Origin of the sequence: Bacillus sp. MYb78 (assembly GCF_002975115.1) — a bacterium.
Lineage (GTDB): Bacteria > Bacillota > Bacilli > Bacillales > Bacillaceae_G > Bacillus_A > Bacillus_A cereus.
The window spans coordinates 51,287-66,135 of sequence record NZ_PCOB01000015.1 but is presented as its reverse complement, the minus strand read 5'-3'; the positions used below and the strand labels follow the sequence as shown (position 1 = coordinate 66,135).

Here is a 14,849-nt window from a genome sequence, read left to right as displayed (position 1 = left end):
AAATATAAGGTATATTTTTAAGAAAAGGAGGATTTCAAGAATGAATCAAGAGGATAAAATTTACGCTGAAAAAGTGTTGAAAAATCTATTCATCGGATCACAAGTTGATGGATTACAATTTGGTATTTCTCCAGCCGCTATAAAGATTCATTTCACAAACTTTCACGACTCAGTTGATTATGACGGACAATTATATATCAATATCGAATCCAAATGGTGTTTATTTAATAAACCTCAAAAAAGATACCCATTAAATGAAGATGAATTTGAAGTTTATTCTGAGGAAGAAGAATATGAAAGAATATTTAAGATAAGAAGACAAAAAGTTACCGATATACGACTCGGCTTAGAAAGCCCTCATTTAATTATTACATTAGAGCGTGGACAAATTATTTTTGTAAATGGTTTTCATGATTATTATGAATGTTGGCAATCTGGTGTTCTATGTGAGCAATGGCTTGTAGTCGCTGCACCTGGGAATGAAATCGCCACTTGGGCTCCCGATGAGTTTATCGATAAATAAACTGTCTTCACGAAGAAGAACCGAAGATATTTTATGAACTACATAACTATTTCTATTACACTTAAACGAATGACCATTTTACTTTAATAGAACTCACTTTATTAAAGCTGAAAGGATGATAATGATGGCATGTGTCCATGATTTTGGAATAATTGACGATTTTACTTCTCAAAAAAATTACGAAGATTATACACCAGAGAAATATCATTGTATTTCTGTTGATGATGATATTATCAGTAGCTTAAATCGAAATTTATCAATTATGAAAACCTACTTTCATACAGTCAAAAATCAAGAACACGGTTTAGCTCATTACGGTATTACAATTATCCCGCCTGAATCATTAGCAATTTTCTATGAAACAGTTACATCTTCAAAGTTCTTCAGAAAATATGATGAGCTGAATGAGTTAGCTTCAAAAATTGTACAAGCCGCAGCAGAACAGAAGTACATGATCCATTATGGGGTTTAAATGTAATTCAAAAAAAGCTTAGGATTTCTCCGAAGCATTTTTTGTATGTTACTAATAAATTTATTTCCTTAACCATTTAGTCCATGATTGAGCCTATGGCCCCACCTTTTACAAGTGAGGGCGCCCTTATTAATCTAAATAGGCGTCTCATTTCCAATCTTCCAGCTAAACCATTTCCCATGCCCTTCTGTTTCTCCAACCGTTTCACGATATTCGTTTCCGTTAATATAATAATCAATATGAAGGTCACGATCCCACATGTTGTTATAAAGGTGGAATACATCACGTTTTGCGCCAATTTCTTGTATTTGTTTTTCTAACTTGTGTTTTACTTGTTCTGGTATTTGATTTGCGACGTGTGTATGGAAAATACAAATAACAGCTTCTTCACTTATTTGTTCAATAATAGATGATAATAGCTCTACACCGTCTCCTTCTATGAATTGGACAGATTCATTTTTCACTAAAGATGCAGCTTGATCAAACATCTCAAGCCTTTCTTTATGTTCTGGCCAAATTAAAGCACGTAACCATAAATAATCTTCCTCATTATGTAAATCATTCACATGTAAGTCCAGTCCGATTCTTTCTACGACAGATGGGCTTTCTTTTAGAAAATGCGGTACATTCTCCCCTCTTATTTCAGAAGTTACATGCACATTTGAATTTATATTTCCGTACATTTCATCCGTCCCGTACGAATAACTATATTGGTCCCAGAACAGTTGCAACCCAGAACTTGTCCCAATTTCAATTAACGCTAACGGCTTCTTCACTTTGTTAAATATGTAGCAGAAACTTGGGTATAAGTATGCACACCGTCTTACTTCATTCGTTTGAACGAGTTTCGTTTGTAACAATGTAATGATTTCTTCTCGGTACTCTTTACAGAAATCTTTAAAATGATCAAAAGCTTTATTTAAATTTGTATCGGCATTTTCAACTAAACTACTATAATACGTTTTTAAATGATGTTCTTTCCCTGCTAACAATAAATAATGTACTGCACCTAATAGTAAGTTTGGGACTGGTTGACCTACCTGAGCAGAGGACGATAGTGTAAGTACTTCCTCATCTTCAGCAATTTTCATTGATAAATATTCATATAAATCACTTGACCCTTTACATTCCTTTATTGAAAAATTTCGAAATAAGTTTGAAATTTGTTCTTTTGTACACATTAGAGTCCCTCCTTTTTATTTTTCAGAATAATCTTACCATTATAGAAAGAATAATCCCATAAAAAGGTACTCGATTTAGTCACTTAAGGATACGTAAGCTTTTTCGAGATAATTTCAAACTGTAATTTTTTTCTATTTATCACCTTAAAAGAGCTTGTTAAATAAGATTTTTAGCGAATAAAACGTTAAATAGTTTAAAATTATCAGATAACACTAGATATTTTAGTCTATTAATTATTATAATAGAGTATGAGATGGTTATATAATTGAGACAAAAAAGGTATACACCTAGGTGGGGCCTAGGCGGTGTTTCTCTTTTACGGCTTAGACATAGAAAACACCTACACTTTTTTGCCAATATAGGGGATGGAGAGATTATCATGAGCAACATGCAGCAAAAAACAGACGTTATCTTAATTGGTGCAGGAATTATGAGTGCAACGTTAGGCTCATTACTAAAAGAATTAGCACCAGAATGGGAAATTAAAGTTTTTGAAAAACTCGCAAGTGCCGGGGAAGAAAGCTCTAACGAATGGAATAATGCAGGTACAGGGCATTCTGCGCTATGCGAACTGAACTATACTTCCGAAAAATCTGACGGATCTATAGATATTAGTAAGGCTGTAAAAGTGAATGAGCAATTCCAGCTTTCAAGACAATTTTGGGCATATCTTGTAAAGAGCAAATTAATTCGTAATCCACAAGATTTTATTATGCCACTACCTCATATGAGTTTAGTACAAGGGGAAAAAAATGTTGAATTTCTAAAAAACCGTTTTGAAGCGCTTTCAAAAAATCCACTGTTTCAAGGAATGGAATTTTCTGATGCTCCTGAAACATTAAAAAAATGGCTTCCACTCATTATGGAAGGCCGCACATCTAATGAACCGATGGCGGCAACGAAGATTGACTCTGGAACAGATGTTAACTTCGGTGCATTAACACGTATGTTGTTTGATTACTTAAAAACAAAAAATGTCGAGCTAAACTACAAGCATAGTGTCGAAAATATTAAGCGCACGAAAAATGGTTTGTGGGAAGTAAAAGTACACGATATGAATAGTGGTAAAATTGAGCATCATACTGCTAAATTCGTCTTTATTGGCGGTGGTGGCGGTAGTCTACCTCTACTTCAAAAGACTGGTATCCCTGAATCAAAGCATATCGGAGGATTCCCGGTAAGTGGACTATTTATGGTATGTAAAAACCAAAAAGTTGTAGAGCAACATCATGCGAAAGTATACGGTAAAGCTAAAGTTGGCGCTCCGCCAATGTCTGTACCTCATCTAGATACGAGATATATAGACAATAAAAAAGCTTTACTGTTTGGACCATTCGCAGGCTTCTCACCTAAATTCTTAAAAACTGGCTCAAATCTTGACTTAATCGGTTCTGTAAAACCGAATAACGTCTTAACGATGTTAGCTGCTGGTGTAAAAGAAATGGGACTTACAAAATACTTAATTCAGCAAGTTATGTTATCGCACGAAAAACGTATGGAAGAATTACGCGAATTCATTCCGAACGCGAAAAGTGAAGATTGGGATATTGTAGTTGCTGGACAACGTGTACAAGTAATTAAAGATACTGATGCTGGCGGTAAAGGAACACTTCAATTTGGTACAGAAGTAGTAAGTGCAGCTGACGGCTCAATCGCCGCATTACTAGGTGCATCACCAGGTGCTTCTACTGCTGTTCACGTCATGCTTGAAGTATTAGAAAAATGTTTCCCAAGCCGCATGGTAGAATGGGAAGAAAAAATAAAAGAAATGATTCCTTCATATGGCATTTCACTAACTGAAAATCCAAGATTGTTCCAAGATCTTCACACTTCGACTGGTCGTACACTTGGATTAAACGAAAAAGAAACTGTTCATAATTAATGAAGAAATAAAAAAAACGTCCGATATATTCGGACGTTTTTTTTGTCTACTAAAAATTATACTTATCAATATTATCTTTCGTAAATACAACTCGTTCTGGCAATACGATAATTCCGTTTCCTTCTGCCTCATAATCATATCCTTGAATGGAGTTTGGCTCTACTTTCACTTTTCCGATTCCTTTTACTTCAAAGCTATCCCCTACTTTTAACTTCTTTCCTTTTACAACAATCTCATTTGCTACATAAGTTGCCAACGCACCTTGCTGTTTGACATCCCATAATCCGAATTGTTGTACTGTTCCTCGTTTTACATAATCACGCATAACGTTCGGTGTAGAAAATCCAGTTACCACTACTTTTTTATCCATTTTTAAGTTTTCAGCTGCTTGCGCCATGGCTGGGAGTGCTGTTGCATCTGGACAAATAACTGCGTTAATATCTGGATACGTTTTTAATATGTTCTCCCCTACGGATAAAGATTTTTGTGCATTATTTTCACCGTACTGCGTCGTTACAATTTCCCAGTTCGGATATTTCTTTTTAATAATTTCTTTCGCTTTCGTTACCCATTGGTTTTGATCCGTTACTGTTGGACTAGAATAAAAGAACGCTACTTTCCCTTTATCTCCAATTTGCTTGGAAGTCATTTCAATTAATAAGTTAGCAAGTTGGTCTGGTGTCCCTTGACTTATATAAAAAGAACGGTCTTTGGGATTCACATCAGAATCCCACGTTAAGACAGTCATTCCTTTTTTCTTAGCACGTTGCAATGATTGCGATAAACCATCAACTGATGTAGAGGAAACCATAAGTGCATCATAATTTTGGTTAATAAAATTATTTATATACTTTACTTGCCCTGATACACTCGCTTCAGACGGCCCATCATATTTCACTTGTACGCCTAGCTTATCTCCCATCTCCTTTGCTCCTTCACCGCCCGATGTAAAGAAGCCAACTCCAGTTAATTTCGGGATAAATGCAAATTTCACATCATCCGCTTTTTTCTTATCTGCCGTTTGACTGGAACAAGCGATTAAACCTATTAAACAAATACATACAATCAATACAATCCCCAGTTTTCTCTTCATGACATTTCCCCCTTATGCCAACTCTGTCTTTTCCCCGCTAAAAATTGATGTAATTTGAAATGTCTCATAATAACTGAAAGAATAAGGATAATACCTATTACGACATTTGATTGTTCATTTGTTAAGCCTGTCATTTGTAGGCCATATTGCATAAGGCCTATAAAAATACTTGCAAGTACAGTACCGAAAATACTTCCTTTTCCACCTGTAATAAGTGTCCCGCCTAATACGACTGCTGTAATGATTGGTAATATTGTTTCACTTCCTATATCAGCACGTGCAGAACCGAAATATGCAGTTAAGAAAACTCCCCCTAATCCACCTCCTAACCCAGAAAGTATGTAAGCAATGATTACTACTTTCTTCGTCTTAATCCCGGTGTATTTTGCTGTATTTTCATTCGCACCTGTTAATTTTACGTAGCGTCCATATATCGTTCGGTGAAACAAAATTGTGTATACAATTGTTAATGAAATAAGTAACCATAATAAATTGGGTATTCCTATAAAACTACCATTTGCTAGTTGTACATAAGTATCAGGTAAACCGCTTATCCCTTCATATCCAGAAGCACCCGCCCCTCCTGAAATGACAAGCGCAATTCCTCCGTATAAAAACATCGTTCCGAGTGTAACGACTAGTGGTTCTACATCTGTCATTTTTATAATGAGTCCATTTAAAGCTCCTGCTAAACAACTAATTATTAGGGCGATTATGACAGCAAACAAAATAGGTATTCCGTTCATCCAAAGTACACCAATCAAGATCGAAGTGAGCCCCATTATTGATCCGACCGATACATCAATTCCTCCTGTTACAATAACGAAAGTCATTGGTATCGCCGCAATTGCGATAAATAGGAAATCATTTGTACTAAAAAGGAGATTACTAATATTTAAGAAATCACTATTTATAAAACTAAAAAGGATGAATTCTATAAGAAGTAATACAATTAGAACCCCTTCCCATCTATATAAATACTTCATAGATTCATCCTCCTTTTTGCCTTCCACTTTCTCATAACACTATCTAATATGATGATGAGTAATAATAAAAAGCCTGAAATGGCATTATTCCAAAATGCTGGTATTTTTAAAAAGACGAGTGAGCTGCTTATCACTTCTAGAAACAATGCTCCTAATGCGGCTCCAAATATAGAACCTGTTCCTCCTTTTAAATGAATTCCTCCTAGTACAGCGGCTGCGATTACTTGTAATTCTAATCCTGTACCTGTTTGATTTGGGACGAACCCGATATTCATAACAAATATGCAACCAGCGAGCGCAGCGCTTATGCCTGAAATCATAAACGCATATATCTTCACTTTATTAACAGGTATACCAATAAGCCTCGCGCCATCTTCATTATCACCTACCGCATAAAAGTATCTTCCCAATGGCACTTTTCTTAAAAAGAAGTATAGTAGTAGTAAAATAATAAAAACGAACCATACAGTTATAGGTAAACCAAGAATGATGATAGATGACAGCTGCTTAAAATCGTTTGGAATATCTTCAATCCACTTCCCGCCTGTGAAGATTAACATTGCACCTCTAACAATTCCTAGCATCCCTAATGTCATAATAATGGCTGGTACCCGAAACTTTGCAACGCCAATCCCGTTTATGAAACCGATAATAGCACCAAGCATTATCGCAGCAAGAATTGACATGAATGCATTATACCCGTTCGTTAACAACATCCCGCAAACTGCCGCGCTTAATCCCATAATTGAGCCAACTGATACGTCTATATTTTTCGTAAATAAAACGAACGATTGGCCAATTGCTAGAACGACTAAAATAACGCTTGATTTCATCAGTAAAGATAACGAGTTAAATTGAATAAAACTAGGGTTTATCATTCCTACAATAGCTATATAAATTAGTAGTAACAGTATGATAGACGTTTCATGCATTTTTAACATATGTTTCATTCCGCTACACCTCCGTATGCAAGGCGTGTAACTTCATTCACACTCAGTTGTTCTTTTTCCATATGAGAAACAAATCGCCCATTTCTCATTACATATACACGGTTTACTAATTGGACAATTTCTTCAACATCTGAAGAGATTAATAAAATTGCGAGTCCTTCCCTTTTCATTTTTTTTATCGTCTCATACACTTCAAGCCTTGCTTTCGCATCAATTCCGCGAGTCGGCTCATCAAGAATAATAATTTTAGGATTACATGCAAGATACTTCGCAAGCACGACCTTCTGCTGATTACCTCCTGATAAAGATGCCAGTTCTTTATTCATATTCTGTACAACAATTCGGAACTGTTCTATAAACGAATTAACTAAAGCGCTTTCTTTTTCTTGATTTATAAAAAAGCGATTATTTTGATATAAACTTGTTGCTGCTGCAATATTTTCTTTAACAGAAGCAATTGAGAAAATTCCATTTCTCGCCCTATCTTCCGGCACATAAACGAGCCCTTCACTTAGTCTTTTATGCAAAGAACATGTATCAATTGATTTTCCTTCTAATAAAATAGAACCTGATTTTATAGCTTTCAATCCGAATATCGCTTCCGCTAATTCCGTTCTGCCAGATCCTATAATGCCAGCAACACCAACAACCTCACCCGCATGTACAGTGAATGATATATTTTCGAATGCGTGACCATTTATATCAACCACTTCTAATATTTTTTTCGTCTTTGCTGTCTCTTGAACTACTTCTATTTTCTCTTTCTGTTTATATCCTTTTGGCAATAGTCCCTCCATCAGCATGTCATATGTATAGTCACATACATCACCTTGGCTTACAACCATTCCATCACGTAGTATTGCTACTTTGTTGGCAATTTCAAAGATTTCTGGAAAACGATGCGTAATATAAATCATCCCAATTCCTTTTTCTTGTAAACTTTTCATCAACACAAAAAGACTCTTAATTTCGTGTGTTGTTAATGTCGATGTTGGCTCATCTAGAATAAGAATCTCAGCTTCTCTTATTAATCCTCTAACGATTTCTACTAACTGTTGTTGCGCAATCGATAATGTTCCTCCTAGTTTATTAAGGGCAATATCCCATCCTAAGCTGCTAATCAATTGCTGAATCTGTACTTTTAGTTTCTTTTTCTTTTCTTTTAACCCGATACATATATTTTCTTCAATGGTCATATGCGGAAAAATGAGCGGTTCTTGTGGTATTAAATAAATCCCTTCTTGGTGTGCTTCTTTTGGATTTACAAACTGCTATCTCTTTCCTTTCACATACATTTCTCCACTATCATACGAATATAACCCCGTTAATATTTTCATTAATGTCGATTTCCCGGCGCCATTGCCACCAACTAAAGCGTATATATCACCATGCTCTACTTGTAAGTTCACTTCCTTTAGCACAAGTTGATTCGAAAACGCCTTACTCATTTTCTTCACTTGTAATAAGGGCACATTCTCCACATGATGTCACCTGCCTCTATCCAGAACATTTTTTGAGAAAATGATTATTTGTTCTACTTGTTTTGTAGCATTGTATATTCCTTTTTTCATATCTAGAACACTTTTTTCAATGTGCTATTAATCGTTTCAACTGGAATAAACAAAATATATGCTACATATGTTTAAGCATTGGTCAATTGTTGAAAGGGATGAAGAGTATGTCACAGCTGAACTTTGAAGAAAATTTATTAACTAAAGTAGCCTGGTACTATTATAAAGATCAATTAACACAACAAGAGATTGCTTCACTTCTTCATATTTCAAGAAATAAAGTCGTCCGGTTATTAGATAAGGCACGCAGTGAAGGTATCGTTACATTTCACGTAAAAGGAACCGGTTTGCATTGCTTGAGCATTGAACGTGACTTAATGAAAAAGTTCCACTTGAAAGATGCCTTTATTATCCCTACTCCAATAGACAATTATGCTACTTCTCTCGGAAAAGCCGCTGCACAATATTTAGAGACTCATCTCCAACAAGGTGATTTACTCGGCATCGGCTGGGGTGAAACAATAAGTAAAATGCTAGAAAACATTCATTTGGAAAGTTCTATTAATCTTTCATTCGTAACGCTAACAGGCGGAGTAAACCACTATCTTCCAAGAAAACAAAACTATTTACACTACATGCAAGGTGATCTTCATATTATTCCTACTCCTTTTCTAGCATCTTCTACTGAAATGGCACAAAGTATTTTATCAGAACCAAGTGTGAAAGATATGCTTCATGTCGCTTCACTTGCACATACGGCAGTTGTCGGTATTGGCGGGTTATCTCAAGACGCTACGATTGTAAAAAAAGAAAAATTAACGCTACGTGAAATGACATATATTCGAAGTCAAAACGGGGCGGGCGATATTTTAGGACAGTTTTATAATACGAATGGTGATTTATTAGAGCTCTCGCATCATAATCGTCTAATTGGCACACCACTTACGATTCTTCGCAGCATGAAGCATGTCATTGGTGTGGCTGGAGGTACTCAAAAGATAGATGCCATTTATGGGGCTTTAAAAGGGAAATTTATTCATACATTAATTACTGATGAAGAAACTGCGCTCTCCTTATTAAGAAAGGAAGGTGATTCTTAATGTCTACTTTATTAGCTTTCGATGCTGGTACAGGAAGCATTCGAGCTGTTCTCTTTGATTTACATGGCAATCAAATTGCAGTAAGCCAAAAAGAATGGGTTCATAAAACTGATCCTCGTTACCCCGGTTCTATGAATTTTGATGAAAAAGAAAACTGGCAACTTGTACAACAGTGTACGAAAGAAGTTCTGCAAAAAAGTAATATACTTCCCTCTTCTATTCAAGCTATTAGCGCTACAAGTATGCGAGAAGGTTTTGTTTTATATGATAAAAATGGGCAAGAAATATGGGCATGTGCAAATGTTGATGGCCGTGCATCCGCTGAAGTTAGTGAGCTAAAAGAAATCCGCTCACATCTTGAAGAAGATTTATACAGAAAATCTGGGCAAACTTTTTCATTGGGTGCTTTACCACGTCTACTTTGGATTAAAAAACATGAACCAGACATCTACAACAATATTCAATCCTTTTCGATGTTAAATGATTGGATTTTGTATAAATTAAGCGGCGTACTGCAAATCGATCCTTCCAACGGTTGTACGTCCGGAATCTTTGATTTACAAAATAGAAATTGGGATAACGAAGTCGCTAAAGAATGTGGTATAACGTTGCCATTTTCACCAAAAGTAAATGAAGCTGGCACTGTAATTGGTAATGTTACAAAAGAGTGTGCAGCACTAACTGGTTTACTTGAAGGGATTCCTGTCGTCGCTGGTGGCGGTGATGCTCAAATGGCAGCACTCGGGACTGGAGTCGTAAAGCCAAATCAAACTTTAATATGCGGCGGCAGCTTTTGGCAACAGGAAGTGAATATTACAGAGTCAACAACGGATCCAAATGCTGCAATTCGAGTAAATTGTCACGTCGTTCCGAACCTTTGGCAATATGAAACGATTGCCTTTTTCCCTGGCCTCGTTATGCGTTGGTTTCGAGACGCTTTTTGCCAAGAAGAAAAAAAGTTCGCTGAAAAACTCGGTGTAGACGCTTATGAATTATTAGAAGAACAAGCGAAAGACGTACCTGTCGGTTCATATGGTATTATCCCTACTTTTTCAAACATTATGAACTACATTTCTTGGCGTCATGCCGCACCTTCATTCTTAAATTTAAGTTTAGACGCTGACAAATGCGGAAAAAAGGAAATGTTCCGTGCTATTGAAGAAAATGCGGCCTTCGTTACACTTGGAAACTTAAAACTAATTGAAAATCTTACTGGTACATTCCCTTCTGAAGTTGTTTTTGCTGGCGGTGCCGCTAAAGGGAAACTATGGCCACAAATTCTATCAGACGTACTCGGCATTCCTGTAAAAGTACCAGTTGTGAAAGAAGCGGCTGCTTTAGGAACTGCAATTGCTGCTGGAGTTGGCGCTGGCATATATTCATCTATGGAAGAGACTGCCGAACAATTTGTACAGTGGGAAAATACATTTGAACCAGTCACTGAAAATCACGAGCTATACAAAGAATTCTATGAAACATGGAAAACCGTGTATAGCAGTCAGCTCGCTTTAGCTGATAAAGGACTTACAACACATATGTGGATTGCACCTGGTGCACTGTAACACATTACATAAAGGAGTGAACTGTATGTTAAAAGCGAATGAAAATGACTTCTCCTATCGCTTCGGTGATAACGGGCCGAAATATTTAATACAAGGTCCAAATATTGATCTTGGCCTTGTTGTCATTCAGCCTGGGCAAGAATTTCAAAATCATTACCATACAACGTGTGAAGAAGTTTTTTATGCGTTAGAAGGTGAAATAGACTTCTATGTAAATAACGAAAGAGTTCCGATTAAACAAGGTGATGTCCTGCAAGTTCGCCCTCATGAATCTCACTATCTGATTAACCATTCTGACAAACCTTTTAAAGCTGTTTTTATAAAGTCACCACATTTACCAAATAAAGATACGGTACAAACGGAAAATCCAACATTAACGAAGGAGTGATTTTGAATGACTTGGGGATTTAAAAATCGATTAAATACAATTTTACCTGATGGTAGAGCGGTTATGTTAGCAATAGATCACGGCTACTTTTTAGGGCCAATTCACGGGCTAGAACAACCACTTGAAACAGTTAAAAACTTACTTCCTTATACAGACTCCCTCTTTTTAACACGCGGTGTACTTAGCTCCTGCATTCCTGAAAACTGCAGCACACCGATGGTTATGCGTGTATCCGGTGGCGCTACTGTCGTCGGTAAAGATTTAGCGAATGAAACAATTGTTACACCTGTGAAGGAAGCAGTGAAGCAAAACGCAATTGGCGTTGGCGTTTCTGTTTTTGTCGGATCAGACTATGAAACACAAACTGTTACAAATCTCGCAAATGTAGTTTCTGAAGCTCATGATTACGGCCTACCAGTACTCGGCATTACCGCAGTCGCAAAGGAATTACAAAAACGTGAAGCTCGCTTTCTAGCACTTGCTTCCCGCGTATGTGTTGAAATGGGTGCTGATATTATTAAAACGTATTACTGCGAAGGATTCGAAAAAATAACGAGCACATGCCCTGCCCCAGTCGTCATCGCGGGCGGCCCAAAACTAGATTCAATTGAAGACGCATTAAACATTACGTACAATGCATTGCAAGAAGGCGCTATCGGAGTAGACATGGGCCGAAACATATGGCAATCGGAGCACCCAGCTGCGATGATTCAAGCAATACATGGTATTGTGAAGAATAGATTGAATGTGAAAGAGGCGCTTGAACTTTATGATGATGTGAAGAATTAATGTAAAAAGACAGACTATTTATTAGTCTGTCTTTTTTACTTTACAGTGAAACTTTCTTAATTCGTCTTCTAATATGATACATACTTAAATTTTATACACCTTCAAATGATTACTCTTGGTGATTACTATTAAGCTTTGAAACTTTCTTACCTTCTCTATAATCAAGACAAGACACTTCAATTAATAAGCCATTAAATACTGTAAAATAAAAACCATAACTACTACCTCGCATCGAATAAGGTTCCTTATCTATTTCAATGCCGCCTGCTACTAAACGATTATACGCTTGATCAACTTCATTTGAAGTATCCACTAAAAAACCAATATGAAAAGCTTCCGGATACGTAACTTCCTTATTCCCTTTAAATGCTTTTGGATCACTTAGCACAAGTATAAATCCACTCTCATCACTCATAACTACAAGTGCTTTCCCTTTTTGTTCCAAAAATTGAAAATCAAAAAATGTTTCAAAGAAATGTCTCGCTTCTGATAAGTCATCAACACATAAATTTAAATGATTCAGCTTCATGTACTCATCTCCTTTTAAACAGAAGGTATATAGACTCATTTTCATAACACTTAAATATGTAAGGCAAGATATTCAAGCGTTCCATCTAAGACTATGCTTTATAAGTCTAATATTTTTTTCTATAGCCTAGAACGTTTTTTAAATGAATGAAAGATTTTCTATCATTCCCATCCCCCCAGTAATAAAAAAAGAGGATACATGTTTGCTTTTACAACATGTATCCTCTACTTATATATTACGACTGCTGATAAGCCGCTTTCGATGATTTTACATAATAAACTGCATGATCCACATTAATAATATGATCTGGTTTTGGTTTACCACGGCCTGCTCTATGTCCAGCTAAGTGTTCTTCACTTGTTTCCCAGTTTTTCCATGCTTCTTCAGATTCCCAGCGAATCATTACGACAACTTCTTCGTCGCCGCGTCTTACTTTTTTCACAAGAACACTTAAATCGATGAAGCCTTCAAATTTTTCAATAATACCTTCTCCAGTGAAACGTTCTACAACTATATTTGATGTACCTTCTTTTACTGTAAATGTTTTCGTTTCGATAAACATATATCCCACTCCCTCTTTGTTATACGAATACTAGTATTCTTCTATTATAATTGATTATGATAATTATTTTCAATTGTAAAGTTTTAATTTTTTGAATTATGCTGATTTCTTTTCTATCGCCTCATCTAAAAATTTGAAATATGGAAGTAACATCCCTATTAAAGATGTAACACATATAATTGCACCGATGATTACATATAGCGCTCTTACTCCCCACATTTCACTCAATATTCCCCCTACTAACACACCTAATGGCATAGCGGATCGTATAAAAAATAAACGCACTGAAAATACTTGTCCTATCATATTATTTGGGACGGTTTGTTGGCATATTGTCGTGTTATGAACATTGAAAAATGCAATACAAATCCCTGCTATTACTTCAATTATTATTGCAATGATAATACTATGATTGAATCCTAATGAAATGTATGTGAGTCCCCCTATAAACAATCCTCCGAGCATAAGTATACGCCGGCTTTTATATGTTACTTTTCCGACTAGTATAGATCCAACTACATAGCCAAGTGGGAATCCGGCCATAAAATAACCATATTCCGCATATCCCGCTGATAGCTCGTCTTTTATATAAGGAAGATTTGTGACCATCGTTACCCCAACTCCAAATTGCACGAAAGTAAGAAATATACCGAGCCAAACGATGATTGGTTTTGTGAAAAAATATGTAAAACCGTGAAGAAATTGTTCTAGCCACGTTTTCCGAATAGGTTGCGACGTTCTATTTTCTTTTATATAAAATAAGAAAGCACCACTAACAAATAGACAAATACATACGAAAGATAATGTAAGTTCTGTTCCAATCAAATGAATGACTACTCCGCCTAATACTGGCGCAAGAAACATCATAAGGCGAGTCATTCCATCAATGTACGCATTTGCATCTTGAAGTTGTTCTTTCCCTACAATGCTCGGTGTAATTGCTTGACTTGCAGGTGTATAAAGTGGTGTAATAAGTCCTACTACAATTTGAACAACATAAATGTGCCAAACTTCTATACTACCTGTAACTAGCATCACCAAAGGTAATAAGAATACGGACGCTCGTATCCATTGTGAACAAATCATAATCCACTTCCGGCTCCATTTATCAATAAATGGGCCACTTATTAATTGCAATATGAGTGATGGGATGAAATATAATAGCCACATACTACTTAAAGCCATTTCCGATCCTGTTAATTCATATACTAGAATTGAATTACATAACGTTCCGAAAGCCCCTCCTAATTCTGAGATTGCACTACCAATCCACATAAAAAAGAAAGAACGATTTTTCAATACACTCTTCACTATAGCTCA

General features: G+C 36.1%; 14 protein-coding genes and 1 pseudogene. 7 read left to right on the top strand and 8 right to left on the bottom strand.

The genetic code is table 11. The annotated features are described in order from the left end of the window. Positions 1 to 40: 40 nt before the first annotated feature. Complete coding sequence (locus CQ064_RS23385; RefSeq protein ID WP_001070896.1) at positions 41 to 523, top strand: hypothetical protein; 483 nt, start codon at positions 41 to 43, stop codon at positions 521 to 523. 121 nt (positions 524 to 644) lie between these two features. Further along, positions 645 to 995, top strand: coding sequence for a hypothetical protein (locus CQ064_RS23380; protein ID WP_003270899.1), 351 nt, complete (start codon positions 645 to 647; stop codon positions 993 to 995). A gap of 134 nt (positions 996 to 1,129) precedes the next feature. Here the strand turns inward: CQ064_RS23380 and CQ064_RS23375 are convergent, their stop codons facing one another. Beyond that, positions 1,130 to 2,176, bottom strand: coding sequence for a DUF2332 domain-containing protein (locus tag CQ064_RS23375; protein ID WP_000337428.1), 1,047 nt, complete (start codon positions 2,174 to 2,176; stop codon positions 1,130 to 1,132). Positions 2,177 to 2,556: 380 nt separating this feature from the next. Between CQ064_RS23375 and CQ064_RS23370 the strand changes: the two genes are divergently transcribed. Beyond that, positions 2,557 to 4,059, top strand: a complete 1,503-nt coding sequence (locus tag CQ064_RS23370; protein WP_000069161.1) for a malate:quinone oxidoreductase — start codon at positions 2,557 to 2,559, stop codon at positions 4,057 to 4,059. Positions 4,060 to 4,108: 49 nt separating this feature from the next. Here CQ064_RS23370 and lsrB read toward each other — a convergent pair whose 3' ends face one another. The 4 genes and pseudogenes from lsrB to CQ064_RS23350 all read right to left on the bottom strand — a co-directional run bounded on the left by lsrB (position 4,109) and on the right by CQ064_RS23350 (position 8,569). Next, complete coding sequence (lsrB, locus tag CQ064_RS23365; RefSeq protein WP_000823652.1) at positions 4,109 to 5,152, bottom strand: autoinducer 2 ABC transporter substrate-binding protein LsrB; 1,044 nt, start codon at positions 5,150 to 5,152, stop codon at positions 4,109 to 4,111. Continuing rightward, on the bottom strand, positions 5,149 to 6,138 hold the full coding sequence (locus CQ064_RS23360) for an ABC transporter permease (protein WP_000876510.1): 990 nt from the start codon (positions 6,136 to 6,138) through the stop codon (positions 5,149 to 5,151). The genes lsrB and CQ064_RS23360 overlap by 4 nt, the downstream gene beginning before the upstream one ends. Next, positions 6,135 to 7,088 (bottom strand): ABC transporter permease subunit, encoded by a 954-nt coding sequence (locus CQ064_RS23355; protein WP_000682140.1) that lies wholly within the window; start codon positions 7,086 to 7,088, stop codon positions 6,135 to 6,137. The genes CQ064_RS23360 and CQ064_RS23355 overlap by 4 nt, the downstream gene beginning before the upstream one ends. Continuing rightward, a pseudogene (locus tag CQ064_RS23350) lies at positions 7,085 to 8,569 on the bottom strand (sugar ABC transporter ATP-binding protein). The gene CQ064_RS23355 and the pseudogene CQ064_RS23350 overlap by 4 nt, the downstream one beginning before the upstream one ends. Positions 8,570 to 8,748: 179 nt before the next feature. Here CQ064_RS23350 and CQ064_RS23345 point away from each other — a divergent pair. From CQ064_RS23345 to lsrF, 4 genes are read left to right on the top strand one after another with little or no spacing between them, the layout of a single operon-like run. Next, on the top strand, positions 8,749 to 9,699 hold the full coding sequence (locus CQ064_RS23345) for a sugar-binding transcriptional regulator (RefSeq protein WP_003270894.1): 951 nt from the start codon (positions 8,749 to 8,751) through the stop codon (positions 9,697 to 9,699). After that, positions 9,699 to 11,261 carry an autoinducer-2 kinase gene (gene lsrK / locus CQ064_RS23340; protein ID WP_000105700.1) on the top strand — a complete coding sequence of 521 codons (1,563 nt, stop codon included), beginning with the start codon at positions 9,699 to 9,701 and terminating at the stop codon, positions 11,259 to 11,261. The genes CQ064_RS23345 and lsrK overlap by 1 nt, the downstream gene beginning before the upstream one ends. Before the next feature lie 25 nt (positions 11,262 to 11,286). Next, complete coding sequence (locus CQ064_RS23335; protein WP_000909986.1) at positions 11,287 to 11,649, top strand: cupin domain-containing protein; 363 nt, start codon at positions 11,287 to 11,289, stop codon at positions 11,647 to 11,649. Positions 11,650 to 11,655: 6 nt separating this feature from the next. Further along, positions 11,656 to 12,438, top strand: a complete 783-nt coding sequence (lsrF, locus tag CQ064_RS23330; protein ID WP_000219785.1) for a 3-hydroxy-5-phosphonooxypentane-2,4-dione thiolase — start codon at positions 11,656 to 11,658, stop codon at positions 12,436 to 12,438. A 109-nt stretch (positions 12,439 to 12,547) separates the two neighbouring features. On the opposite strand, the gene CQ064_RS23325 is transcribed toward lsrF, so the two are convergent. From CQ064_RS23325 to CQ064_RS23315, 3 genes are all read right to left on the bottom strand, one after another. Then, entirely contained in the window at positions 12,548 to 12,967 is a 420-nt protein-coding gene (locus CQ064_RS23325) for a VOC family protein (RefSeq protein WP_000773084.1), read from the bottom strand. Positions 12,968 to 13,202: 235 nt separating this feature from the next. Next, positions 13,203 to 13,529, bottom strand: a complete 327-nt coding sequence (hmoA, locus tag CQ064_RS23320; protein ID WP_000469496.1) for a heme-degrading monooxygenase HmoA — start codon at positions 13,527 to 13,529, stop codon at positions 13,203 to 13,205. Positions 13,530 to 13,625: 96 nt separating this feature from the next. Beyond that, positions 13,626 to 14,840: an MFS transporter gene (locus tag CQ064_RS23315; RefSeq protein ID WP_000843810.1), complete on the bottom strand. Its 1,215-nt coding sequence runs from the start codon at positions 14,838 to 14,840 to the stop codon at positions 13,626 to 13,628. Between the last annotated feature and the right edge of the window lie 9 nt (positions 14,841 to 14,849).

What these genes read in the sequence shown, in the direction of transcription:
- CQ064_RS23360 (WP_000876510.1), bottom strand. Translation starts at nt 6,138, where the DNA reads ATGAAGTATTTATATAGATGGGAAGGGGTTCTAATTGTATTACTTCTT.
- CQ064_RS23335 (WP_000909986.1), top strand. Translation starts at nt 11,287, where the DNA reads ATGTTAAAAGCGAATGAAAATGACTTCTCCTATCGCTTCGGTGATAAC.
- CQ064_RS23385 (WP_001070896.1), top strand. Translation starts at nt 41, where the DNA reads ATGAATCAAGAGGATAAAATTTACGCTGAAAAAGTGTTGAAAAATCTA.
- CQ064_RS23370 (WP_000069161.1), top strand. Translation starts at nt 2,557, where the DNA reads ATGAGCAACATGCAGCAAAAAACAGACGTTATCTTAATTGGTGCAGGA.
- hmoA (WP_000469496.1), bottom strand. Translation starts at nt 13,529, where the DNA reads ATGTTTATCGAAACGAAAACATTTACAGTAAAAGAAGGTACATCAAAT.
- CQ064_RS23355 (WP_000682140.1), bottom strand. Translation starts at nt 7,088, where the DNA reads ATGAAACATATGTTAAAAATGCATGAAACGTCTATCATACTGTTACTA.
- CQ064_RS23380 (WP_003270899.1), top strand. Translation starts at nt 645, where the DNA reads ATGATGGCATGTGTCCATGATTTTGGAATAATTGACGATTTTACTTCT.
- CQ064_RS23325 (WP_000773084.1), bottom strand. Translation starts at nt 12,967, where the DNA reads ATGAAGCTGAATCATTTAAATTTATGTGTTGATGACTTATCAGAAGCG.
- lsrF (WP_000219785.1), top strand. Translation starts at nt 11,656, where the DNA reads ATGACTTGGGGATTTAAAAATCGATTAAATACAATTTTACCTGATGGT.
- lsrK (WP_000105700.1), top strand. Translation starts at nt 9,699, where the DNA reads ATGTCTACTTTATTAGCTTTCGATGCTGGTACAGGAAGCATTCGAGCT.
- lsrB (WP_000823652.1), bottom strand. Translation starts at nt 5,152, where the DNA reads ATGAAGAGAAAACTGGGGATTGTATTGATTGTATGTATTTGTTTAATA.
- CQ064_RS23375 (WP_000337428.1), bottom strand. Translation starts at nt 2,176, where the DNA reads ATGTGTACAAAAGAACAAATTTCAAACTTATTTCGAAATTTTTCAATA.